This window comes from Sulfitobacter mediterraneus (assembly GCF_016801775.1).
Lineage (GTDB): Bacteria > Pseudomonadota > Alphaproteobacteria > Rhodobacterales > Rhodobacteraceae > Sulfitobacter > Sulfitobacter mediterraneus_A.
This window is the reverse complement of record NZ_CP069004.1, coordinates 190,634-213,970: the sequence shown is the minus strand read 5'-3', so window position 1 is coordinate 213,970 and position 23,337 is coordinate 190,634. Positions and strand designations below refer to the sequence as shown.

Genomic DNA, 23,337 nt, shown 5'->3' with positions numbered 1-23,337 from the left:
CTATTCGACCTTGATTGTGCATAAACTAAGTCAGTCAGCCCGCCAGATCCAGTGTACTTACGATAAATCCCTTCTGACTGGAGTTTCCAATGGCCCATGACGTCGCTTCCCCGCTGAGCTTGATGATTGATCAAGGCACCTATGCCGATCCTGAACAGGTCTTGCCGGAATTGATCCGCACTGCTGATCTGTCCGCAGACACCCGCGCAGAAATCAGCGCGGATGCCGCTGCTCTTGTCCGCGGTATTCGCGGGGCCACGGCCCCCGGTATGATGGAGGTGTTTCTGGCCGAATATGGTCTGTCCACGGATGAAGGCGTCGCCCTGATGTGTCTGGCCGAGGCGCTTTTGCGGGTGCCCGATGCCGATACCATCGATGCGCTGATCGAAGACAAGATCGCGCCCTCTGACTGGGGCCGCCATATGGGGCATTCGACCTCAAGTTTGGTGAATGCCTCCACCTGGGCGCTGATGTTGACTGGCCGTGTGCTGGACGACGATCAGCCCGGACCCGTGCGCCATCTGCGCGCCGCGATCAAACGTCTGGGCGAGCCGGTGATCCGCACCGCCGTGTCCCGCGCGATGAAGGAAATGGGCCGCCAGTTTGTGCTGGGTGAGGACATCAACGCCGCCATGACCCGCGCCAAGGGGATGGAGAAAAAGGGCTATACCTACAGCTATGACATGCTGGGCGAAGCGGCCCGGACCGAGGCGGATGCAAAACGTTATCACCTGAGCTACAGCCGCGCGATTTCGGCGATTGCCACGGCCTGTACGGACGAGGATATTCGCAAGAACCCCGGTATTTCAGTCAAACTCAGCGCCCTGCACCCCCGGTACGAGGTGGCGCAGCATGATGCGGTGATGCGTGATCTGGTGCCGCGTTTGCGGGCGCTGGCGCTGCTCGCGAAATCGGCGGGCATGGGTCTGAATGTCGATGCCGAAGAGGCCGACCGCCTTGCCCTGTCGCTGGAGGTGATTGACCGCGTGATGTCCGAACCGGCCCTGGCGGGCTGGGACGGATTTGGCGTTGTGGTACAGGCCTTTGGCCCGCGTGCAGGCCGGGTGATTGACGCACTTTATGATATGGCAGAGCGGCATGACCGCCGGATCATGGTACGTTTGGTCAAGGGCGCCTATTGGGACACCGAGATCAAGCGGGCGCAGGTCGAAGGGATTGATGGTTTTCCGGTCTTTACCGAGAAGGCCGCGACCGATGTCAGCTATATCGCCAACGCCCGTAAACTGCTTGGCATGACGGACCGGATTTATCCCCAGTTCGCCACCCACAACGCCCATACGGTTTGCGCCGTCCTCAAAATGGCACAGGACAAGGAAGCATTTGAATTCCAACGCTTGCACGGCATGGGCGAGACGCTGCACAACTTGGTTCTGGACCAAAACGGCACGCGCTGCCGCATCTACGCCCCCGTGGGTGCGCATCGCGATTTGCTGGCCTATCTGGTGCGGCGTTTGTTGGAAAACGGCGCGAACTCCAGTTTTGTGAACCAGATCGTCGATGAGGATGTCCCGCCAGAGGTCGTCGCGGCCGATCCGTTTGAAACGCTTGGTCAGGCCAGCATGGTGATCCCGAAAGGTCCAGAGGTCTTTTTGCCCCAGCGCGGCAATGCCATCGGGTTTGATCTGGCCCATACACCGACCTTGCAGGCCATCGAAGAGGCCCGGGGCCCGTTTGCAGACAAGCAGTGGGACGCTGCCCCGCTGCTGGCGGCCAAGGCGGCCCCTGATGCTGCTGTCGCTGTGGTCAGTCCCGCCGATCCCGAACTCTCGCCGGGCACTGTTCGCAATGCTTCCGCTGCCGATGTTGCGACCGCCCTTGATCACGCCGCGCCTTGGGATGCGCCCTTGGCGACCCGCCGGGATGTGCTGCTCAAAGCCGCCACTTTGATCGAAGAAAACTATGGCGAGATTTTTGCGCTGCTGGCACGAGAGGCCGGAAAAGGCCTGCCCGATTGTGTCGCCGAATTGCGCGAAGGCGTTGATTTTTTGCGCTATTATGCCGGACAAGCCACCAATATGCCGCCTGCGGGCATCTTCACCTGCATCTCACCGTGGAACTTTCCGATGGCGATCTTTGTCGGGCAGGTCTCGGCGGCCTTGGCGGCGGGCAATGCGGTTTTGGCCAAACCGGCGGAGCAAACTCCGCTGGTGGCCCATGTCACCGTGTCGCTGCTGCACAAGGCGGGCGTGCCGCGCAATGCCTTGCAATTGCTGCCCGGCGGCGGCGCTGTGGGCGCAGCGCTGACTTCAGACCCGCGCATCGGCGGCGTGACCTTTACCGGATCGACCGCCACCGCGATGCGCATCCGCGCGGCGATGGCCGAACATTGCGCCCCCGGCACCCCTTTGATCGCCGAGACCGGAGGGCTGAATGCGATGATCGTGGACAGCACTGCCCTGCCCGAACAGGCCGTGCAGGCAATTGTCGAAAGCGCATTCCAATCCGCAGGGCAGCGGTGTTCGGCTTTGCGTTGTCTTTATGTTCAGGAAGACATTGCCGATGATCTGACAAAAATGCTGATCGGCGCGATGAAGGCGCTCACTATGGGCGATCCATGGCAGCTGCGCACGGATGTCGGCCCCGTGATTGACGAACAGGCCCGCAAAGGCATTGCCGACCACATCGAATCTGCCCGCAGTGAAGGCCGTGTTCTGGCCGAAATTGACGCGCCGAAAGCCGGCACCTTCGTTGCACCGACCATCATCCGGGTAAACGGCATTGGCGATCTGGAGCGTGAGATTTTTGGTCCGGTTCTGCATCTTGCCACATTCAAATCGCATGAACTGGATGACGTGATCGACGCGATCAATGGCACCGGCTATGGGCTGACCTTTGGATTGCACACGCGCATTGATGATCGGGTGCAACATGTCTCCGAACGGGTTGAGGCGGGCAATATCTACATCAACCGCAACCAGATCGGCGCGATTGTCGGCAGCCAACCCTTTGGCGGCGAGGGGCTTTCTGGCACCGGCCCCAAGGCGGGCGGGCCAAATTACCTGCCCCGGTTCTCGGCTCCGGATCTGAAAACCGTCGATGGGAAATGGGATGGCACCCAAGACGCACTCCCACCGCTGCCAGCTCATGGTCCGGTCCAGCCGATTGAGACACTCTCGATGCCGGGGCCGACCGGCGAATCCAATCGCCTATCCACCCTGCCCCGCCCCGCACTGCTTTGTATGGGGCCAGGGGCGGATGTCGCTGCCGAACAGGCCCGCGCGGTCAGGGCGCTCGGCGGCGTTGCCGTGCAGGCCAGTGGCAGTATCGATCCAACGGCGTTGACAGACGGCCCTGCCTACGGCGGCGTTCTGTGGTGGGGCGATGAAGAAATCGCACGGCAGATCGAACAGGCGCTGGCGCGGCGCAACGGCCCGATCCTGCCCCTGATCCGCGGCCTGCCTGACACTGCACGCGTGCGGGCTGAGCGCCACGTTTGCGTGGACACCACTGCTTCTGGTGGCAACGCGGCCTTGCTGGGCGCGGTGACCTAAACGGCCCGGGCCGGGCAAACACGCCCGGCCCTTTCTACGGATGCACCACTCCTGTCTTGACCCCGGCGGGCCAATCGCAGAGCGTGCGGATATGTTTCCAATCCGTGATCACAACCCGTCAGGGCGCACGCCCTATGTCACCTATGCGCTGATGGCGCTGAACATCATCATTTTTCTCAGCTATGTGCCGCTGTTGAGCGAACCGCGAGCGCTTTATGCCTTTTATGATGCTTGGGCCTTGATCCCCGCGCGGATCGGCATGGGCCAGGGGTTCGAGGGCTTGTTCACCTCGATGTTCCTGCATGGCGGCTGGATGCATCTTCTGGGTAACATGCTGTTTCTATGGATCTTTGGTGACAACATCGAAGACGAGATGGGGCATTTTCGTTATCTGTTGTTCTATATCGCCTGCGGGGTGGCCGCCGGTCTTGCACAGGTGTGGTTTGAGCCAACATCGCGCGTGCCGATGGTCGGCGCGTCAGGCGCGATCGCCGGGGTTATGGGCGCTTATCTGCTGCTGTTCCCCAAGGCCAAGGTCGATATCCTGATCATCTTTGTGGTGTTCTTCCGCATTTTTCCGATCCCGGCCTGGATCATGCTGGCCCTGTGGTTTGGCGCGCAGTTTCTGGGGGGCATCGCCGCAGAGGCCGAAACAGGCGGCGTGGCCTATTGGGCCCATGCGGGCGGTTTTGTGGCCGGGCTGATCTTTGCGCTGCCCCTGTGGCTGCGGCGCGGAGCGGGTTCTTTTTGGGCCCGCAATGACGGGCACCCACCGCATCCGCCCGCCGAATATCCCCTGCTCAAAAGCAGTATCCCAAAGGTGCGGCGCAAATGAACAACGACCCAATGCATATCCGTGCCAGTTGCCACTGCGGCGCTGTGGTTTTGACGGCGACCCTGCCCCATGGCCTGTCCGATGCGGCCCGCTGCACCTGCTCGTTCTGCGCCCGCAGACAGGCCGCTGCGGTCACTGCGACGACGGCCTCCCTCAAGATCCAGCAAGGGGCAGACAACCTTGGTCTCTACACATGGGGCACCAGAACCGCGCAGCATTATTTTTGCAAAACCTGCGGAATCTACACCCATCATCAACGCCGGTCAGACCCCGACGAATGCGGGATCAATCTGGGTTGTATTGACGGGGTCAAGACATGGGAGCACGAGCCGTTCCCATGGAACGACGGCGTGAACCATCCCTCAGATCAATAGATTAACCGCGCACAACCTTGGCAAAGCCCGAGAAGATCGCCTCATTGGCGCAAATGATCTCTCCATCGGTCAGCACGTCGCCCGCAGGGTTCATCGGCTCAACCAAGCCGCCCGCCTCTTTGACGATCAACATGCCGGCGGCCAGATCCCAGGAATTCAAACGACGCTCCCAAAAACCGTCGTAACGGCCAGAGGCAACGTAAGCCAAATCCAGCGCCGCAGAGCCCCATCGCCGCACGCCCGCACAAACCGGCATCAAACGCGCCAGATCTTGCAAGGTCGCAGGCAAATCAGAACGCCCGCCAAAGGGCAGACCGGTTGCAAAGATGCTCTCGATCATCCGGTTCCGGCCCGACACACGCATCCGGCTTTCATTCATCCAGGCGCCCGCGCCCTTTTCGGCAAAAAACATTTCGTCCTTGGCGGGGTCAAAGACAACGCCCGCAACGATCTGGCCCTTGTGCTCCAGTGCGATAGAAATCGCCCAATGCGGCAGGCCGTGCAGGAAATTGGTCGTCCCATCCAAAGGGTCCACGATCCAGCGGCGCGTGGGATCTTGCCCCGCCTCTTCGCCGCCCTCTTCGGCAAGCCAGCCATAGGTCGGGCGTGCGCCCATCAGCTCGTTCTTCAGCGTCCGTTCCGCTTCGATATCGGCCTTGCTGACAAAATCCCCGGCACCTTTGACAGAGACCTGCAGGTTTTCGACTTCACGGAAGTCTTTGATCAACGCACGGCCCGCCTTGCGGGCAGCCTTGATCATGATGTTGAGATTCGCACTGCCAACCATTTGCTGTACCTTCGATGGATCAGGCGCTGCGTATAAGCGCCAATGCCGCGAATGCCAAGGGGCAGATCCAAACTGACGCACCGTGATTCTGATCTGCCCTTGCAATCGCTGCACCACGCGGCACCATGACCGCCAATCAACAGATCAAAGGGAGAGACAGATGAGCGACCAGATGCAACAGATCGTGCTGGCCAGCCGCCCCACGGGCGCGCCCAGCCAAGAGAATTTTCGCCTAGAAACCGCCGCGATACCCACCCCCGGGGAGGGCGAGATCCTGGTCAAGGTCAGCCATATGTCGCTGGACCCCTATATGCGCGGCCGCATGGACGACGCCAAATCCTACGCCGCCCCGGTGCCCATCGGTGGCAAGATGGAAGGCGGCAGCGTTGGTGTGGTCCTGTCATCCAACGCGCCGGGCTTTGCCGAGGGCGATCACGTGTTCGGCCCGTTCGGCTGGGCCACGCACAGCACCGCCAATGCCAAAATGTGCCGCAAGCTGGATCCGTCACAAGCGCCCGTGACCACCTCGCTCGGCGTGCTGGGCATGCCCGGTTTCACCGGCTGGCTGGGCCTTAAGGAATATGGCCGCCCCAAGGCGGGTGAAACCCTTGCCGTTGCCGCCGCGACAGGGCCGGTCGGTTCCATGGTCGGGCAGCTTGCCAAGGCGCAGGGGCTGCGCACGGTGGGTATCGCTGGCGGCGCAGACAAATGTGCCTTGGCCAAAGACAGCTTTGGCTTTGACGCCTGCATCGACCACCGCGCCTATGACAACGTCAAAGACCTGCGCAATGCCATGAAGGCAGCCGCGCCAGATGGCATTGACGTCTACTTTGAAAACGTTGGCGGGCCGGTTCTGGATGCGGCGCTGTCCTTGATGAACCCCCATGGCCGCATTCCGGTTTGCGGGATGATCGCATGGTACAACGCCGGTGGCCTTGGTGCGAACGCCGCGGGTCAGGGGCTGACCGCGCCCAAGCTCTGGCGGACGATCCTCGTCAATTTCCTCAGCGTGAACGGCTTTATCATCTCAAACCACTGGGACCGCTTCCCGGAATTTGTTGCTGAGGTCGCCCCAATGATCGCCGATGGCCGGGTCAAATACAAAGAGGACATCACCGAAGGCCTGGAGAACGCGCCGCAAGCCTTCATGGAGTTGCTGACCGGCGGCAATCACGGCAAAGCGATTGTGAAAGTCGGCTGACATCCGGTGCCTTGCCCCGGCCCCTAAGGCCAAATGAAGCAAGAAAGATCCCTGCTTCATTTGGCCGGAAAAACCTCCGGGGGAATCGCCGTTTGCGGCGATGGGGGCTGGCCCCCTACTGTGCCTGCAGTTTGCGCGCCTCTTCACCGGCCAGGCGCAACAATTCATCCATGAAAGGTTTGCCCAGATCATCCTCGCGCACGGCGGCGTAAAGGCGGCGGGTGATGCCGTCCTTTGTCAGCGGGCGGGTCACGTAGTCAGAGCTGTATTTCACCTCGCGCACCACCCAATCGGGCAACACCGAAACGCCGCGATTTGAGGCAACAAGCAACAAGATCACCGCCGTCAGTTCAACCTGCCGAATGGCGGCTGGTTCCACTTTGGCGGGGATCAACAACTGGCTGAAGATATCCAGCCTTGTGCGTTCAACAGGATAGGTGATCAGGGTTTCACTGCGGAAATCTGCCGCCTCGACATAGGATTTTTGCGCCAATGGATGATTGGCCGAAGCAACAAAGACCGGATTGTAATCAAAAAGTTCGACAAATTTTACGCCCGGCAGTTCCTCGGGATCGGAAGACACCACCAGATCCACCTCTTCTCGCAGCAGCGCCGGCAGCGCGTCAAAGGCCAGTCCGGGACGGATATCCACATCAACATCCGGCCAGGCGCGGCGGAAGTGTTCGAGCACCGGAAAGAGCCATTCAAAACAGGCGTGGCATTCGATGGCGATATGCATGCGTCCGGTGCTGCCCTCGCGCAGACCAGCAAATTCGTCTTGCAAGGCCTGGACCTGCGGCAACACCTGCTGTGCCAGTTTCAGCAGCCGTTGTCCGGCAGGCGACAGCTTCAACGGTTTGGAGCGGCGGACGAACAGCTCCACACCGGCCTGATCCTCCAACCCTTTCACCTGATGGCTGAGCGCGGATTGGGTGATGTTCATCTGTTCGGCGGCGCGGGCCAGACCGCCAGCCTCGTGGATGGCCTGAATGGTACGCAGGTGGCGGAATTCGATGTGCATATGAGGTATCACTCATGTTCAAGATGAAAGTTATGAATTTGTCTCACATCAACAAACATGAGACAAGCAGGTAAATTCGCACATGAGGATCACCGATATGCCAACCCCTGCCGTTTCTTTTGAGGTTTTCCCTCCCCGCAACGTCGATGCCGCGTTCAAGCTGTGGGACACCGCGCAGGCGCTGGCACCGCTGGCCCCGCGGTTTTTCTCGGTCACCTATGGCGCGGGCGGCACAACGCGCGATTTGACTCATGACGCCGCACATGTCCTGGCGCGCACATCCGGGCTGCCGGTAGCCGGGCACTTGACCTGCGTCGGGGCCAGCCGCGCCGATACGCTGGCGGTTGCCAAAGGATATGCAGAAATCGGTGTGACCGACATCGTTGCCCTGCGCGGCGATCCTGAAGGCGGGGCCGACAGTTTCACCCCCCACCCCGACGGGTTCCAAGACAGTTGCGAGTTGATCACCGCATTGGCGGAGACTGGTACATTCAACATTCGGGTGGGCGCCTATCCCGATGTGCATCCCGAAGCCGCCGATGCGCAGGCCAATGTAAACTGGCTCAAACGCAAGTTCGAGGCAGGCGCGGATGAGGCGATCACCCAGTTTTTCTTTGATGCGGACAGCTTTCTGCGATTCCGCGATGCCTGTGCCAAGGCAGGCATCGACAAGCCGGTGACCCCCGGTATTTTGCCCATCGTGAACTGGAAATCCGCCCGCGGTTTTGCCGAGCGTTGCGGCACGCCGATCCCCGATTGGCTGGATCAGGCATTTGATGCGGCCATCCGTGATGATCGGCATGATTTGCTGGCCACGGCCCTGTGCACCGAGATGTGCAGCAAACTGGTGGATGAAGGGGTCGATGCCTTGCATTTCTACACCTTGAATCGCCCTGATCTGACCCGCAATGTTTGCCGGGCGCTGGGTGTCATGCCACAGATTGCCCTTTCGGACGTGGCGTAACAGGTTGCTCTTTCACGGTTTTGCACCCTAGCATTTGTGCAAGGACCAAGATCGGAGAGAGCCATGCCCCGCGTTGCCGAACGCCCCGAAGACCTGCTGAGCCAGAGCGAGGCACTGGCCTTGTCCGGTCTCGAATTCATGCAGCGGATTGTGGACGGAACCAACCCCGGCCCGCCGATCGGGCAGACCATGGGCTATGCCCTGCATTCCGTTGAGGACGGCCGCGCCGTGTTTCGGGGTGCGCCCACATTCATGATGACCAATCCGATGGGCACGGTGCATGGCGGCTGGTACGGCACGCTACTTGACAGTGCGATGGCCTGCGCGGTGATGACCAAAGTGCCGCGCGGCAGCGTTTACACAACGCTGGAGTACAAGATCAACATCCTGCGGGCGATCCCGATTGGCATGGAAATCGACTGCATCGGGATCGCCGATCACGTCGGACGCTCAACCGGTGTGGCCCACGGCGAAATTCGCGGCATTGAGGATGGCAAGCTTTATGCCACCGGATCGACCACCTGCATCGTCATGAAACTGGGTTAGCGCGTGACCGCATCAACGAGGGTTGCGCGGATGGGTTTGGCCCTCTGGCTGTATTCCAGCAGGGTTTCGTGCAACCGCTCTGACGGGTCGGCCCCAACCTTGCGCTTGCGGCGGCTCATGAACATTTTACCGTAGCCGCGCCATTTGCCTGCCGACGGCGCATCAATGTCTTGCTCAAATCGCAGCTTCCATCCGGCGGGCATCGGCAGTCCGGTTTCCTCAATCCGGGCCAAAAGCCAGACCAACGGGATGTTGGCCAGGGGGCGCGCCGCCTCGTACCCGCCAAGCTGGCCGCCGACATCGCCATGGGTTCCGCGAAACCACACCTGTTCGACATGTCCCTCAAAACCGGGATGGGTTTCCCAAAGCACCGGCGCAAAGGCAAGGCGGGATTCGTGAAACGCCAAGGCCTGAAATCCGTTGCGAATTGTGCCGCCCAGATCATGGTTGTGAAAGGCATGGCGCGGCTCTGTCAGGCGCCATAGCACGGGCGCGTTAATCCCCAGTGATTTGACGGTGTCCCAAACGCCGATTGCCTCGATCTCAACCCGTTCGTGGCAGTGCACATCGGCAAAGGCGCGGGCGGCGGCGCCTGCGGGGTTGTTCTCATAATGGCGGTAGGCATCGCGGATGTTCCGCTCGGTCGCGCAATCGGCCCGCAGCAAGCCCACCTGATCCATGATACCGGCAAGGCTGCGCACTGCGTAGGCGCCGCGCGAATATCCCAGCATGTAAATCCTGTCACCCGGTCGAAACCGTGAGGCCAGATAGCCATAGGCGCGTTTGATTTGCCGATTGATCCCCCGCCCCATCGCCACGTCAACCGCCGACCGCCAGTCGCGCCATTGCAAACCCGGCTCGTAGTAGATGGAAATTTCGCTGCCCATCTCGCGCAGCAGGGTATAGGCCCGGCCCGCGTTGGTCTGATCGTCCGGGTCCAATGAGGACATCGTGCCATCAAGGATGATCACATGGGTCACGTTGCCCCGCCGCGGACCGAAGTCAGAAGCAGGGCGGTGCCAAAGCCGCCCGAACAGGCGGCTCAGAAAGCTGTCATTCCGCAGCGATGGACGCACCTTTCAACATCTCCCAAACTCGGTGCGGCGTGAAGGGCATATCCGCCTGCCGCACCCCCTGATCCCACAATGCATCCTGCACTGCATTCGATATCGCCGCGAGCGCCCCAACGGTGCCCGCCTCGCCGCAGCCCTTCATCCCCATAACATTGGCGGTTGAGGGCACCGGCTCTGACGTGAAAGAAATATTGGGAAGATCCGCCGCACGGGGCAAGGCATAGTCCATAAACGATGCCGTGAGCAGCTGGCCATCCTCGTCATAGACAACCCGTTCCTGCACGGCCTGTCCAATGCCCTGAGCGACCCCGCCGTGCACCTGACCTTCGGCCAGCATCGGGTTGATAAGATTGCCAAAATCGTCAACCACGGTATATCGGTCGGTGGTGACAACGCCGGTCTCGGGATCAATCACGACCTCGGCAACATGTGCGCCATTTGGATAGCTGCGCCCCGGCAGGGTGGCGCGTTCGTGATGTTCTAGCAGATCCTCGCGGCCCTTCTCGCGGGCCATCTCGGCGACCTCCAACATCGTGGGTGTCAGGTTGGACCCATCGGCACGGAACCGTTCATCGTCAAACTCAACCGCACTGGCAGGCACGCCCATTTCCTCGGCCAGAAAGGCAGTGAAAGCCTCGGTCATCTTGGCAACCGTTGCCAGCGTCGCGGTGTTCTGCGTTGTGACCGAGCGTGAACCGCCGGTGCCGCCTCCCTGTTTGATCAGATCGGAATCTCCCTGCACCACGGTGATCAGATCCGCGGGAATGCCCGTCTGATCCGACAGGAACTGCGCATAAACTGTTTCATGCCCCTGACCATTGCTTTGGGTGCCGACAAAGATCTTCACCGTGCCATCCTCTTCAAAGACCACCTTGGCCCCTTCCGAAGGATCGCCCAGAATGCTTTCGATATAGTAACACAGGCCCTGCCCGCGCAGCAGACCACGCTTGGCATCCGCAGCGCGGCGGGCCTCAAATCCAGCGCGGTCGGCCTCGGCTGCCATGCGCGTCAACAGGCGGTTGAACTCGCCTACGTCATAGGTCTCACCCGTGGCCGACGTATAGGGAAACTGGTCCGGTTTGATAAAGTTGATGCGCCGCAGCTCCCACGGGTCAATGCCCAGCTCGCGGGCGGCACGGTCCATCAACCGCTCCAGCACATAGATCGCCTCGGGCCGTCCGGCCCCGCGATAGGCGTCCACCTGCACGGTGTTGGTGTAATACCCCTCTACCTGCAACCAGGTGGTCTGAACGTCGTAAACACCCATTAAAACCCGGCTGAACAGCAAGGTCTGAATGGGCTGGCCAAACTGCGAGTTATAGGCGCCCAGATTGCAGCGCGTGCTGACCCGATAAGCGGTGATCTTGTTGTTTTCATCAAAGGCAAACTCCGCCAATGAGGTCAGATCACGCCCGCCATTGTCGGTGAGCATCGCCTCTGTCCGTTCCGACATCCAGCGCACCGGACGCCCCAAGACCCGCGCCGCCTGCGCCACGCTGAAATACTCGGGATAGGTCATGCCCTTCATACCAAAGCCGCCGCCGGTGTCAGGGTTGGTGACGCGCACCTGTTCTTCCTCAAGACCAAAGGCCTTTTGCAAGAACCCCTTGTGCACCCAGACGCCCTGCCCGTTGATCGACACATGCACACGGCCATTGTCCCATTCGGCGTAACAGCCGCGCGGCTCAATCGAATTGACGATGATGCGGTTGTCGTCCACCTGCAAGGCCACGGTCTTTGCCGCCGCGTCAAAGGCGGCCTGCGTTGCCGCCTCATCGCCCATGCCCCAATCAAAGGCACAATTGTCGGGCGCCTCATCGTGCACAGCAGCGCCGCCGCGGGCCATATCCACCTTGGCCGGCAGATCATCGACGTCGAACATGATCATCTCGGCCGCATCCCGTGCCTGCGCCAGCGTGTCCGCCACGATCAAGGCCACCGGCTCTCCCACATAGCGCACTTTGCCCTTGGCCAACATCGGGCGCTGCGGCTTGGCCCCTTTGGTGCCATCGCGGTTGTCGACCACGGCCCCGGCCATGGAAATATCCATGCCCGCCGCCTCAAGATCCGCGCAGGTCAAAATCAGATGCACGCCCTCAAGTTCGGCAGCGTCGCTGACGTCCAGTTCGGTGATCACCCCATGGGCCACCGGCGAGCGAAAGAAGAAACCATGCAACGCACCCTCGGGCGCGATATCATCGACATACTGCCCCTCGCCGGTGAGAAACCGCATGTCTTCGGTCCGCTTGACCGGCTGACTTATACCAAACTTATCCATCTGCGGACCTCCAACGCTATATCTGGTACAACAGATAAAGGGCTGAGGCCGCTTGTCCAGCCAGAACCGGCAGACCGCGCTGATAACGCAGGGTAGAGTTTTTCTTGCCAAATGACGCAATACAACCGCTCTGACATCAAGCGAGGTCTGTGTAGCAAGGCACATGCCCCTATCCCGTTTCATCTGGCCGCAAAACTGTCCCGCTCTCACCGCTTTCGCCGTGCTTTTGCGGCGGCAGCGCTAGAACACGGGCCGTGGGGCGGGGCGATCTGCGCTTTTGCGCAGGAGCGGCGACCGGCCACCCTTTCCCTTGCTGCAATCCTCCGGTAGACCCCCATCCCAAACGACCACAGGATTTACGATCATGGCTCTGGACAAAACATTCGACGCTGCCGAAGCGGAAAAGCGGCTTTATGCGGCATGGGAGAAGGCTGGGGCCTTCAATGCGGGCGCAAATGCCAGCCGGGATGAGACCTTTTCCATCATGATCCCGCCGCCCAATGTCACCGGCGTTCTGCACATGGGCCATGCGTTCAACAACACGCTGCAGGACATCCTGATCCGCTGGCACCGGATGCGCGGGTTTGACACCCTCTGGCAGCCCGGTCAGGACCACGCGGGCATTGCCACGCAGATGGTGGTGGAGCGCAAACTGGCCGAGACCCAGCAACCCTCACGCAGTGAAATGGGCCGCGACGCATTTCTGGAAAAAGTCTGGGAATGGAAGACGGAATCCGGCAACACGATCATCGACCAGCTCAAGCGCCTTGGCGCCTCCTGCGACTGGGAGCGCAATGCATTTACCATGTCCGGCGCACCGAATGCCCCTGCGGGCGAAGAGGGCAATTTCCACGATGCGGTGATCAAGGTCTTTGTTGAGATGTACAACAAAGGTCTGATCTATCGCGGCAAGCGGCTGGTGAACTGGGATCCGCATTTTGAGACCGCGATTTCCGATCTGGAAGTCGAGAACATCGAAGTTGACGGCCATATGTGGCACTTCAAATACCCGCTCGCCGGTGGTGCCACTTACACCTATGTCGAAAAAGACGAGGACGGCAACGTCACGCTGGAAGAGGAACGTGACTACATCTCCATCGCCACCACGCGGCCTGAGACCATGCTGGGCGATGGCGCTGTGGCGGTGCATCCGTCCGATGAACGCTATGCGCCCATCGTCGGCCAGCTTTGCGAAATTCCGGTTGGCCCCAAGGAAAGCCGCCGTTTGATCCCGATCATCACGGACGAATATCCGGACAAGGATTTTGGCTCTGGTGCGGTGAAGATCACCGGCGCCCATGATTTCAACGACTATGAGGTCGCCAAACGCGGCAACATTCCGATGTACAACCTCATGGACACCAAGGGCGCCATGCGGGCCGATGGCCGCCCCTACGCCGAAGAAGCCGCGATTGCCCAACGCATCGCGGCTGGCGAGGAAGCGTTCGACGTGGCCAAGATCGCCGCAATGAACCTTGTCCCTGACGCCTATCGCGGCATGGACAGGTTCGAGGCCCGCAAAGCCGTGGTGGCCGACATCACCGCCGAGGGTCTCGCGGTGATGACCGATGCCGATGATCCGCGTCTGGGCAAGCCGAATAAAAAGAAGAAACAGGACGAAGCCGAAGTTGAGGCCAGTCCTGTACCCTTGGTCGAGGCCAAGAAGATCATGCAGCCCTTTGGCGATCGGTCCAAAGTGGTGATCGAGCCGATGCTGACAGATCAGTGGTTTGTGGACACCGCCAAGATCGTCGGCCCCGCCATTGACGCGGTACGCAACGGCGATGTGCAGATCATGCCGGAGCAGGACAAGAAGGTGTATTTCCACTGGCTGGAGAATATCGAGCCGTGGTGCATTTCCCGCCAACTGTGGTGGGGACATCAGATCCCGGTTTGGTTTGACGCGGACGGCAAGGAATACTGCGCCGCAACCGAGGCCGAAGCGCAGGCAATGGCGCCCGGCAAATCCTTGACCCGCGACCCCGATGTTCTCGACACATGGTTCTCATCCGGCCTTTGGCCCATCGGCACGCTGGGTTGGCCCGAACAGACCGAGGCGCTGGACAAATACTTCCCCACCTCCGTCCTGATCACGGGTTTTGACATCATCTTCTTCTGGGTCGCCCGGATGATGATGATGCAATATGCCGTGGTGGATCAAAAACCCTTCGACACCGTCTATGTCCACGCTCTTGTCCGTGACGAGAAGGGCAAGAAGATGTCAAAGTCTCTTGGTAATGTGCTCGACCCGCTTGAACTGATCGACGAATACGGCGCGGATGCGGTGCGGTTTACCGTGACGGCAATGGCTGCCATGGGCCGCGATCTGAAGCTGTCGACAGCGCGGATTGCGGGTTATCGCAACTTTGGCACCAAGCTGTGGAACGCACATCGGTTTGCCGAAATGAATGGTGTGTTCACTGGTACGCAGGCGGAAATGCCCAGGCCCGAAGCCACCTTGAACAAATGGATCGTCGGCGAATGTGCCCGGATCCGCGAAGAGGTGGATCTGGCGCTGGAGAATTTCCGTTTCAACGATGCGGCCAATGCGCTTTATGCCTTTGTCTGGGGCAAGGTTTGCGATTGGTATGTGGAATTGTCCAAACCGCTGTTGCAGGACGATGCACCTGAGGCCGCCGAGACGCGCCAGACCATGGGCTGGGTGCTGGATCAATGTCTGATCCTGATGCATCCGATCATGCCCTACATCACCGAAGAGCTGTGGCAGACCACCGCCAGCCGCGCCAAGATGTTGGTGCATGCCGATTGGCCGACCTACAGCACCACCGATTTGCTGGATGCTGATGCGGACCGCGAATTGAACTGGGTGATTGGCCTGATCGAAAGCATCCGGTCGGCGCGCCAGCAGATGCATGTGCCTGCGGGGTTGAAGGTGCCGATGCTGGTCACGGATTTGGATGCGGCTGGACAGGCCGCCTGGGATCGCAATGAAGTGATGATCAAGCGTTTGGCGCGTGTGGACAGCCTTGAAAAGACTGGCGATTTTCCAAAAGGAACGGTTTCGATTGCGGTGCCGGGTGCCAGCTTTGGCCTGCCTTTGGCCGGATTGATCGACATTGGCGAGGAAAAGGCGCGGTTGCAGAAATCCCTGGAAAAGCTGGCCAAAGAGATCGGCGGCCTGAAGGGGCGTCTGAACAACCCCAAATTCGCTGCCTCCGCCCCCGAAGAGGTTGTCGCCGAGGCGCAGGCCAATCTGGATGCGCGACAGGAAGAGGCCGATCAGCTTCAGGCGGCATTGGACCGTCTGGCCGAGATGGAGTGATCCGAAGGCCGCGCGGTGCTTTTTATCGGTGCTTGTCGCAGCCTGAGCCAATCACGGTGATGCTGGAGGCAAGGCTAACGGGTCTGATTTTGCTGAGACGGTGTTCAGGGCGCAATGCGTCCTGAACGACCTCGATCAAGGGTGTTTGCGAGTCGCAGCGGCGTCAAGGACAGGCCGCGCCGATGGCGCGGTCGCGGTGCGATCCCTGACCCCGCTTCGAATCGCGGGCGAATTAGTCGAACTTGGCGGGGCGTTTTCCGAATTCTGCAGCAACGACTTCCATTTGTTCGGGTTTGCCCATCAGCGCCACTTGTTCTTGGGATTCCGCCAGCAGGACCGCATTGGCGTCGTCGGTTTCGGCCAAGGCAATCAACCGTTTGGCCGCGCGGATGGCAGAGGGGCTTTTGCCAGCGATAACAGTTGCAAGTTCGGTTGCCGTTGCCAGCGGATCATCCGCCGTTTGTGTGATCAGCCCCCAAGCCAGTGCCTGCGCTGCATCCACTGGCATTGCTGTATAGGTCAGCAGGCGCAGCACGTCGCTGCGCACCAGTTTGGGCAACAGGACCATCCCGCCCATATCCGGCACGATACCCCATTTCATTTCCATGACGGCAAATTTGGCATCCGGCGCAGCGATACGGATATCCGCACCCAGCGCCAATTGCAGTCCAGCGCCAAAGCAGACCCCATGCACCGCCGCGATCACCGGAATGTCCAGCCGCGCCCAGATCATCGCGACTTCTTGCCATTGGTTGGTGGTTTCATCGCCGTGGGTGCGCGGCATCAGGAGTTCTGCGGGGTCTTTGCCGATCATGCCCGACAGGCCCGAAATGTCGATCCCGGCGCAAAAGGCCTTACCTTCGCCGGAGATGACAGCCACCCGCGCCTTGCTTTCGGCGATTTCCTGGCCAGCGGCGATGATCCCGTCGATCATGGCTTGGTCAACGGCATTCATCTTGTCGGCGCGGGTCAGGCGCACAAAGGCGATGTGGTTTTCATAGGTAACGGTAACGCGGGCCATGGTGTCCTCCTGCATGGGCAGAGGCATAACACTCGATCCGGTTCTGGGTGAAAAGCAGAACGTGGCGGCAGTGGGGGATTTTAAGGGACCAGCCGGTCAATCGCCCGCATCATGCCGAGGCTTTTGTCATAGACCAGCGTCAGAACCCGCCGCGCGGCGGGTTTGGTGGCCAGCATCGGGACACTGCGGACCGTGCTGGCGGCCAAGGTTGCGGCGATAAAGCCGCGTCTGGTGAGGTTTGCCATGGATGCCCCCTAGTTGCGAATGATTCTCATGTAAGCATCCATGGTGCATTTGCAACCCTTGCCCCCTGCCCCGGCTGGGCCTATCACCTTTGCATGACCCGATATCGCCTTACCCCGCTTGCCCAATCCCTGCCTGCCACTGTGCCGTTTGTTGGCCCCGACACCCATGAACGGCAGGTTGGCCGTGCGTTCGTCGCGCGGATTGGCGCGAATGAGAATGTATTTGGCCCCTCCCCCAAGGCGGTCCAGGCCATGGCAGAGACCGAACACTGGATGTACGGCGATGCAGAAAGCTATGAGCTGCGCCGCGCTTTGGCCGCACAACACGACACCACCATGGATCACATTATCGTGGGTGAAGGCATTGACGGGCTGCTGGGCTATCTGGTGCGCCTGTTCGTCGGGCAGGGCGATGCGGTGGTGACCTCTGATGGCGCCTATCCCACCTTCAATTACCATGTGGCAGGCTTCGGCGGTACAATCCACAAGGTGCCTTACCTGGACGATCACGAAGACCCCTCTGCCCTGTTTGCCAAGGCCGCAGAGGTGGATGCCAAGCTGGTGTATCTGGCCAATCCCGACAATCCGATGGGCACTTGGCACAGCGGTGCCACTCTGGCCCGCGCGATGGAGGATTTACCGGCGGGTTCGCTTTTGGTTCTGGACGAGGCCTATGTGGAATGCGCACCGAAGGGCACAGAGCTGCCACTGCCCAAGGATGACCCGAGGGTGATCCGGATGCGCACGTTTTCAAAGGCTTATGGCCTTGCCGGGGCACGGGTTGGATATGCCATCGCCGCGCCGGAGCTGATCACCGCCTTTCACAAGGTGCGCAACCATTTTGGCATGAACCGCGCCGCACAGGCTGGGGCATTGGCAGCATTGCAAGATCAGGATTGGCTGGCGCAAACGCTGGATCAGATCACCAGATCTCGCAGCAGGATTGGCCAGCTTGCTGCCGACAACGGGCTGACCGCCCTGCCCTCTGCTGCGAATTTTGTTGCTGTGGATTGCGGCAAAGATGGTGTATTTGCCAAGGCGGTTTTGGATGGGCTGGTCGCGCGCGGGATCTTTGTGCGGATGCCGTTCGCCCCCCCGCAAAACCGCTGTATCCGGATCAGCTGTGGCACCGAAGCGCAGCTTGACGCGCTGGCCGCCGCTTTGCCCGGCGCGATTGAGGATGCAAAAAACACCTGACGTGGAGGAATTGCGGTCTATACTCCTTGGCAGTCAGCCACCGGACCCCTTATGCGTGATTCCAATGACCGCCCTGCCGCCCCCAATTACACCACCGCTTGCGTGGTGATGTTTGGTATCAATCTGACATGGATCTTGATGGCGATCTGGGTGATTTGGGGGTTGCTGGCGGCGGCAGCAACCGGATGGGCGGTCAACCGGGTGATCAGCCGCATTGATGCGGCCCGCGGTTAATCTCCAAACTCTTTATTCAGCCCCGCCTATCACTGCTGCTGCGGCCTCAAGGGCGCCGGACCCGCGCTCAATCTTCAGAGCGGACAAACCCGCCTCGATCCCGCCCAGCATCCCCATGATCATGTGGCCGTTTACATGGCCCATATGCCCCAGCCGGAAATACCCGTCCCTGGCCGGATCACCGGGAGCCGCCATGCCCAGCCCGATGCCAAGCGTCAGGCCAAGGTTCTGTTCCACCCAATTGCGCAATTCCGTGGCCAGCGGCGCCTTGAGGCACAGCGCGGTCACTGCGTGGCTGCGATGCGCCCTGTCAGCGATGTTGACAGCGAAACTGCCTTTTTGCGCCCAGGCCTCGCAAGCAGCCCAAATGGCCTGTGCCAGAATGGCATGGCGTTGCCAGATATGTTCCATACCTTCGTCGTGGATCATGTCCAACGCCGCCCGCAGACCATAAAGATGCTGGGTCGGAGCGGTCCCGCAATGGTATTCAAAAAGCTCCACCCCGTTTGCTCGCTGGGTCCAATCCCAATAGCGGCTGACACGGGGCAGCCGGGTCCGCGCCTCTGCTGCGCGGTCATTAAAGAACACAAAGGCCAGACCGGGCGGCACCATCAGCCCCTTTTGGCTGGCGGTTATGGCCACATCCACGCCCCAAGCGTCCATTTCAAACCGGTCACAGCCCATGGAGGCAATACAATCGGCCATCAGGATCGCCGGGTGTCCCGCCGCATCCATAACCTGGCGCAGGGCGGCCAGATCATTGCGCACAGAGCTGGACGTATCGACATGCACGCCAAGCACCGCTTTGATTTCATGCGCTTTGTCTGCCTCCAGTATCTTTGCAATACGGTCCATCTGCATGGGGGATTTGCGGCCAAAGCTGATCAGTTCGACCTCTGCGCCCAAGGCTTTGGCCATCTCGCCCCAGCTGATGCCAAAATGACCGGTAGCAGGCACCAAAACCTTGTCGCCGGGCATGATAACGTTGCACAGCGCCGCCTCCCATCCCGCGTGGCCATTGCCGATATACATGGCCGCGTGTTGTTTGGTGCGGGCGACCTTTTTGAGATCCTCCATCAGCCCCGGCATCATCTCGACCAGTTCACCGGCATAGATGTTGGGTGTCGGCCGGTGCATCGCGTTCAGCACGGCTTCGGGCATAACCGAAGGCCCGGGGATAGCCAGATAGGAACGCCCCTGCGCCAATGAGATGGAATGTGTCATGTCGGCCCTGAATTTATGGAGTTTCAACCGCACATTAGGCTGCTTGGATGCGGCGTCAACCAGATGGCGGACACTTGCCCTGCTCGGCCGCGTTACGTACAACGACCAAAGGGTTTCGAAAGGATCAACCGGGGATGAATGACCAAACCTACACGTCCGGTGATCTGCTGCGCTGGCTTTGGAAAAACTACCTGAAAAAGCATATTGGCCTTATGGCGCTGGCCACGTTCTTTATGATCATCGAAGGCAGTACGCTGGGCGCATTGGCGCGGCTGATGGAGCCGATGTTCGATCAGGTCTTTGTCGCCGGAGAAAAGGACGCCCTGCTTTGGGTCGGGCTGGTCTTGATCGGCATTTTCATTCTGCGGGCCGTGGCCGGGGTGTCACAAAAGGTGCTTTTGACCCGCGTGGCGCAGCGCACGGCGGCGGATATGCGCATTGATCTGCTGGACCGGATGATGAAACAGGACGGCGCGTTCCATCAATCGCATCCGCCCGGTTTCCTGATCCAGCGGGTGCAGTCGGATGTGAATTCTGTCGGGGATGTCTGGCGGGCGGTGATCACCGGCGCGGGGCGTGATTTCATCGGGTTGATGGTGCTTCTGGGTGTTGCGATATCCATTGATCCGGTCTGGGCCCTGCTGGCCTGTGTCGGCATTCCCGTGATGGTGCTGCCGGCCGCCGCAGCGCAGCGGTTTGTGCGCCGCCGGTCCCGCGAAGCAAAGGATCTGGGTGCCAATCTGGCAACCCGTCTGGATGAGGTGTTCCACGGGATTGTTCAGGTCAAACTGAACGCGCTGGAGTCCTATCAGGCGCGGCAATACCGCGATTTGACTGACAAATTCATCGGCACAGAAGTCCGCGCCGCCTTTGGCAATTCGGCCATTCCGGGGATGATCGATATCATGTCCGGTGTCGGGTTTATGGCGGTGATCCTTTATGGCGGTTCCGAGATCATCTCGGGGGACAAGACCATTGGCCAGTTCATGACCTTTTTCACCGCCATGGGGTTCACCTTTAGTCCCCTGCGCCGTCTGGGCGGGATCAGCGGCTTGTGGCAGGTTGCAGCAGCAGCACTGGAACGCATTCGCGAGTTGCTCGAAGCGCCCCTGCGGTTGAAAGATCCGGCCAGCCCTGTCGCTGCGCCGACCACGAACACCGATATCGTTCTGAAGGATGTGGACCTGTCTTACGGTGAGGCCAAGGTGCTCGATCGTCTGACCCTGACCGCAAAGGCCGGGCAGACCACGGCTTTGGTCGGCGCCTCCGGCGCAGGGAAATCGACCATTTTCAACGTATTGACCCGGCTCATCGATCCACAAAACGGCAGTGTCAGCATTGGCGGCGTTGCGGTGGACCAGATGAAGATGACCGACCTGCGCGGGCTGTTTTCCGTGGTGACACAAGAGGCGCTGCTGTTTGACGAAACCCTGCGCGAGAATATCGTGCTGGGCCGCACCGATGTCACCGAAACGCGGCTGCAGGAGGTCTTGAAAGCTGCTCATGTCGCGGATTTTCTGCCCAAGCTTGAAAAAGGCCTCGAGACCTTGGTCGGCCCACGCGGATCGGCCCTGTCGGGCGGTCAACGTCAGCGGGTTGTGATCGCACGTGCCTTGCTGCGCGATACACCTGTGCTGTTGCTGGATGAGGCAACCTCGGCGTTGGATGCGCAATCAGAACAGGTTGTGCAGGATGCGCTGGACCGGTTGTCGAAGGGGCGCACCACCATTGTAATCGCCCACCGCCTTGCCACGATCCGCAGCGCTGACAAGATTGTCGTGATGGACCGGGGCCGCGTGACGGACGAAGGCACCCATGATGAGCTGTTGTCGCGCGGCGGGATCTATGCCGATCTCTATCGCCTGCAATTTCAGGATGGCAAAACCGTCAGCGATGTTAAAGGGTTGCGCGCGCTCAGCGCCAAGGACCGCGCCACCAAGCCCAGCAAACCGGGGTTGATTCAACGATTGGGGCAACGCCTGTTCGGCAGCGGGTAGGCCGCTATCTGCGATAGGCAGCGGCGAGCGTTTCGGGGTCTGCCCCGGAAAAGTAACGCAGCAAGGTCCACAGATTGCGCCCGCCCCGGCGCAACCATCCTTGACGGCGATATTTTTCGGCACTCGTCGTGACCTGCACCTCCAATCCAGCAAGCCGCCCTTTCAAGGCCCGTGCCAGCGCCACGTCTTCCATCAATGGAATGTCCTGATAGCCGCCGTGCGCATCATAAAGCGTCTTGGAGATCAGCAACCCTTGATCCCCGTAGGGCAACCCCATGCGGCTGCGCAGATTGGCCCATCCGGCGACGATCCGTGCGGGCAACCCGCCGTGGTCGAACCGCAATTGAAACCAATGGGCCTGATCCGCTGCGCCAAGCGCATTTGCGGCCGCGTCGGCCCATCCGGATGACAGGCGGCTGTCGGCGTGCAGCACCAGCAACCAATCGCCCTTGGCGGCTGCGCAGCCACGGCGCAACTGCCCGCCGCGTGTCGCGGCCCCCTGCACCACTTCTGCGCCCCAAGCCTGTGCCAGGGCACCTGTCGCATCGCTGGACCCGCCATCACTGATCACCAATTCACGGATCAACCCGGCCTCCAAGCCCTCCATCAGGCTTTCCAGACAGCGGGGCAAAACCGCTTCGGCGTTCAGGGTCGGGATGATCACGGAAATGGGGGCGGGCATCATTGGCTCTTTTGATGGGGCGTTGCAGACTATATGTCATGGCAAAATGCCAAAGGACACACCTATGACAACGCGCCGTATTCTGCGCCTGACAGGCGATGACACGACTGATTTTCTGCAGGGGCTGATCACCAATGACATTGCCAAGTTAAAGGGCGGAGGTGTTTACGCCGCATTGCTGACGCCGCAGGGCAAATACATGGCCGATTTCTTTTTGGTACGGGATGGCGATGCTGTGCTGCTCGACGTGGCAGAGCCGCTTGGCGATATGCTGGTGCAGCGGTTGGGCATGTATAAATTGCGAGCCAAGGTCGCAATTGAACAGACCGATCTGCATCTACATCGCGGTGTGGGCGATGTGCCTGCGGACGGTTATGCAGACCCGCGCCACCCTGCCCTTGGCTGGCGGGCTTACCGCGATGCGCCGCAGCCGGAGAGCGGCATTGATTGGGAGGCGCTGCGCGTTGCGCATCTGGTGCCGGAAACCGGGGTAGAGCTGACGCCGGACACATTTATCCTTGAGGCTGGGTTTGAGCGGTTGAATGGCGTGGATTTCCGCAAAGGGTGCTACGTGGGCCAAGAGGTCACGGCGCGCATGAAGCACAAGACCGAGCTGCGCAAGGGTTTGGCCACAGTGGCCGTTGAAGGTGCGGCGCCGGTGGGCAGTGAAATCCTGGCGGGAGACAAGCCTGCCGGCACACTCTTTACCCAGTCGGAGGGACGCGGCATCGCCTATCTGCGCTTTGATCGGGCCAAGGGACCAATGCAGGCCGGGGACGCGATGGTCCAATGGGACCAGAGCCCAGCAGATTGATACGAAAAAGCCCCGGTAATGCCGGGGCTTTCCATTTTGACCGAGCTAT

19 protein-coding genes are annotated in these 23,337 nt (G+C 60.4%); 11 read left to right on the top strand and 8 right to left on the bottom strand.

Going from position 1 to position 23,337, the window contains the following annotated elements:
* The first annotated feature begins 89 nt into the window (after positions 1 to 89).
* The 3 genes from putA (at position 90) to JNX03_RS00940 (ending at position 4,721) form a co-directional block, all read left to right on the top strand.
* Positions 90 to 3,512 (top strand): bifunctional proline dehydrogenase/L-glutamate gamma-semialdehyde dehydrogenase PutA, encoded by a 3,423-nt coding sequence (putA, locus tag JNX03_RS00950; protein WP_203210625.1) that lies wholly within the window; start codon positions 90 to 92, stop codon positions 3,510 to 3,512.
* 91 nt (positions 3,513 to 3,603) lie between these two features.
* Positions 3,604 to 4,347, top strand: coding sequence for a rhomboid family intramembrane serine protease (locus JNX03_RS00945; RefSeq protein WP_203210624.1), 744 nt, complete (start codon positions 3,604 to 3,606; stop codon positions 4,345 to 4,347).
* Positions 4,344 to 4,721 (top strand): GFA family protein, encoded by a 378-nt coding sequence (locus JNX03_RS00940; protein WP_231024107.1) that lies wholly within the window; start codon positions 4,344 to 4,346, stop codon positions 4,719 to 4,721. The genes JNX03_RS00945 and JNX03_RS00940 overlap by 4 nt, the downstream gene beginning before the upstream one ends.
* Position 4,722: 1 nt before the next feature.
* Here JNX03_RS00940 and JNX03_RS00935 read toward each other — a convergent pair whose 3' ends face one another.
* The gene (locus JNX03_RS00935; RefSeq protein WP_203210623.1) at positions 4,723 to 5,508 is read right to left on the bottom strand and encodes an inositol monophosphatase family protein; all 786 of its coding nucleotides are present in this window, start codon (positions 5,506 to 5,508) and stop codon (positions 4,723 to 4,725) included.
* A 160-nt stretch (positions 5,509 to 5,668) separates the two neighbouring features.
* Here JNX03_RS00935 and JNX03_RS00930 point away from each other — a divergent pair, with 160 nt between their 5' ends.
* Positions 5,669 to 6,709 (top strand): NADP-dependent oxidoreductase, encoded by a 1,041-nt coding sequence (locus JNX03_RS00930; protein ID WP_203210622.1) that lies wholly within the window; start codon positions 5,669 to 5,671, stop codon positions 6,707 to 6,709.
* A 115-nt stretch (positions 6,710 to 6,824) separates the two neighbouring features.
* On the opposite strand, the gene JNX03_RS00925 is transcribed toward JNX03_RS00930, so the two are convergent.
* A complete protein-coding gene (locus tag JNX03_RS00925) occupies positions 6,825 to 7,730 on the bottom strand; it encodes a LysR family transcriptional regulator (RefSeq protein ID WP_203210621.1) in 906 nt (301 codons plus the stop codon).
* Positions 7,731 to 7,827: 97 nt separating this feature from the next.
* Here JNX03_RS00925 and metF point away from each other — a divergent pair, with 97 nt between their 5' ends.
* Both metF and JNX03_RS00915 read left to right on the top strand, forming a co-directional pair.
* Complete coding sequence (metF, locus tag JNX03_RS00920) at positions 7,828 to 8,694, top strand: methylenetetrahydrofolate reductase [NAD(P)H] (protein ID WP_203210620.1); 867 nt, start codon at positions 7,828 to 7,830, stop codon at positions 8,692 to 8,694.
* 63 nt (positions 8,695 to 8,757) lie between these two features.
* Positions 8,758 to 9,240, top strand: coding sequence for a PaaI family thioesterase (locus tag JNX03_RS00915; protein ID WP_203210619.1), 483 nt, complete (start codon positions 8,758 to 8,760; stop codon positions 9,238 to 9,240).
* On the opposite strand, the gene JNX03_RS00910 is transcribed toward JNX03_RS00915, so the two are convergent.
* Positions 9,237 to 10,277, bottom strand: a complete 1,041-nt coding sequence (locus JNX03_RS00910) for a DUF2235 domain-containing protein (RefSeq protein ID WP_203212081.1) — start codon at positions 10,275 to 10,277, stop codon at positions 9,237 to 9,239. The two genes, JNX03_RS00915 and JNX03_RS00910, sit on opposite strands and share 4 nt — an antisense overlap.
* A 16-nt stretch (positions 10,278 to 10,293) precedes the next feature.
* Complete coding sequence (locus JNX03_RS00905) at positions 10,294 to 12,591, bottom strand: xanthine dehydrogenase family protein molybdopterin-binding subunit (RefSeq protein ID WP_203210618.1); 2,298 nt, start codon at positions 12,589 to 12,591, stop codon at positions 10,294 to 10,296.
* 364 nt (positions 12,592 to 12,955) lie between these two features.
* Here JNX03_RS00905 and JNX03_RS00900 point away from each other — a divergent pair, with 364 nt between their 5' ends.
* Entirely contained in the window at positions 12,956 to 15,874 is a 2,919-nt protein-coding gene (locus JNX03_RS00900; RefSeq protein ID WP_203210617.1) for a valine--tRNA ligase, read from the top strand.
* A 232-nt stretch (positions 15,875 to 16,106) separates the two neighbouring features.
* Here the strand turns inward: JNX03_RS00900 and JNX03_RS00895 are convergent, their stop codons facing one another.
* Positions 16,107 to 16,895 (bottom strand): crotonase/enoyl-CoA hydratase family protein, encoded by a 789-nt coding sequence (locus JNX03_RS00895; protein ID WP_203210616.1) that lies wholly within the window; start codon positions 16,893 to 16,895, stop codon positions 16,107 to 16,109.
* An 80-nt stretch (positions 16,896 to 16,975) separates the two neighbouring features.
* On the bottom strand, positions 16,976 to 17,140 hold the full coding sequence (locus JNX03_RS00890) for a Tat pathway signal protein (protein ID WP_203210615.1): 165 nt from the start codon (positions 17,138 to 17,140) through the stop codon (positions 16,976 to 16,978).
* A gap of 93 nt (positions 17,141 to 17,233) precedes the next feature.
* On the opposite strand from JNX03_RS00890, the gene JNX03_RS00885 reads away from it, so the two are divergent.
* On the top strand, positions 17,234 to 18,337 hold the full coding sequence (locus JNX03_RS00885; RefSeq protein ID WP_203210614.1) for a pyridoxal phosphate-dependent aminotransferase: 1,104 nt from the start codon (positions 17,234 to 17,236) through the stop codon (positions 18,335 to 18,337).
* A 51-nt stretch (positions 18,338 to 18,388) separates the two neighbouring features.
* Positions 18,389 to 18,571 (top strand): hypothetical protein, encoded by a 183-nt coding sequence (locus tag JNX03_RS00880; RefSeq protein WP_203210613.1) that lies wholly within the window; start codon positions 18,389 to 18,391, stop codon positions 18,569 to 18,571.
* Positions 18,572 to 18,583: 12 nt separating this feature from the next.
* Here JNX03_RS00880 and JNX03_RS00875 read toward each other — a convergent pair whose 3' ends face one another.
* Positions 18,584 to 19,795: a pyridoxal-phosphate-dependent aminotransferase family protein gene (locus tag JNX03_RS00875; protein WP_203210612.1), complete on the bottom strand. Its 1,212-nt coding sequence runs from the start codon at positions 19,793 to 19,795 to the stop codon at positions 18,584 to 18,586.
* Between the two features lie 134 nt (positions 19,796 to 19,929).
* Between JNX03_RS00875 and JNX03_RS00870 the strand changes: the two genes are divergently transcribed.
* Positions 19,930 to 21,792 carry an ABC transporter ATP-binding protein gene (locus JNX03_RS00870; RefSeq protein ID WP_203210611.1) on the top strand — a complete coding sequence of 621 codons (1,863 nt, stop codon included), beginning with the start codon at positions 19,930 to 19,932 and terminating at the stop codon, positions 21,790 to 21,792.
* 4 nt (positions 21,793 to 21,796) lie between these two features.
* Here the strand turns inward: JNX03_RS00870 and JNX03_RS00865 are convergent, their stop codons facing one another.
* Positions 21,797 to 22,474 carry a TIGR04283 family arsenosugar biosynthesis glycosyltransferase gene (locus JNX03_RS00865; protein ID WP_203210610.1) on the bottom strand — a complete coding sequence of 226 codons (678 nt, stop codon included), beginning with the start codon at positions 22,472 to 22,474 and terminating at the stop codon, positions 21,797 to 21,799.
* 64 nt (positions 22,475 to 22,538) lie between these two features.
* Here JNX03_RS00865 and JNX03_RS00860 point away from each other — a divergent pair, with 64 nt between their 5' ends.
* Positions 22,539 to 23,288: a YgfZ/GcvT domain-containing protein gene (locus tag JNX03_RS00860; protein ID WP_203210609.1), complete on the top strand. Its 750-nt coding sequence runs from the start codon at positions 22,539 to 22,541 to the stop codon at positions 23,286 to 23,288.
* The last annotated feature ends 49 nt before the right edge of the window (positions 23,289 to 23,337 follow it).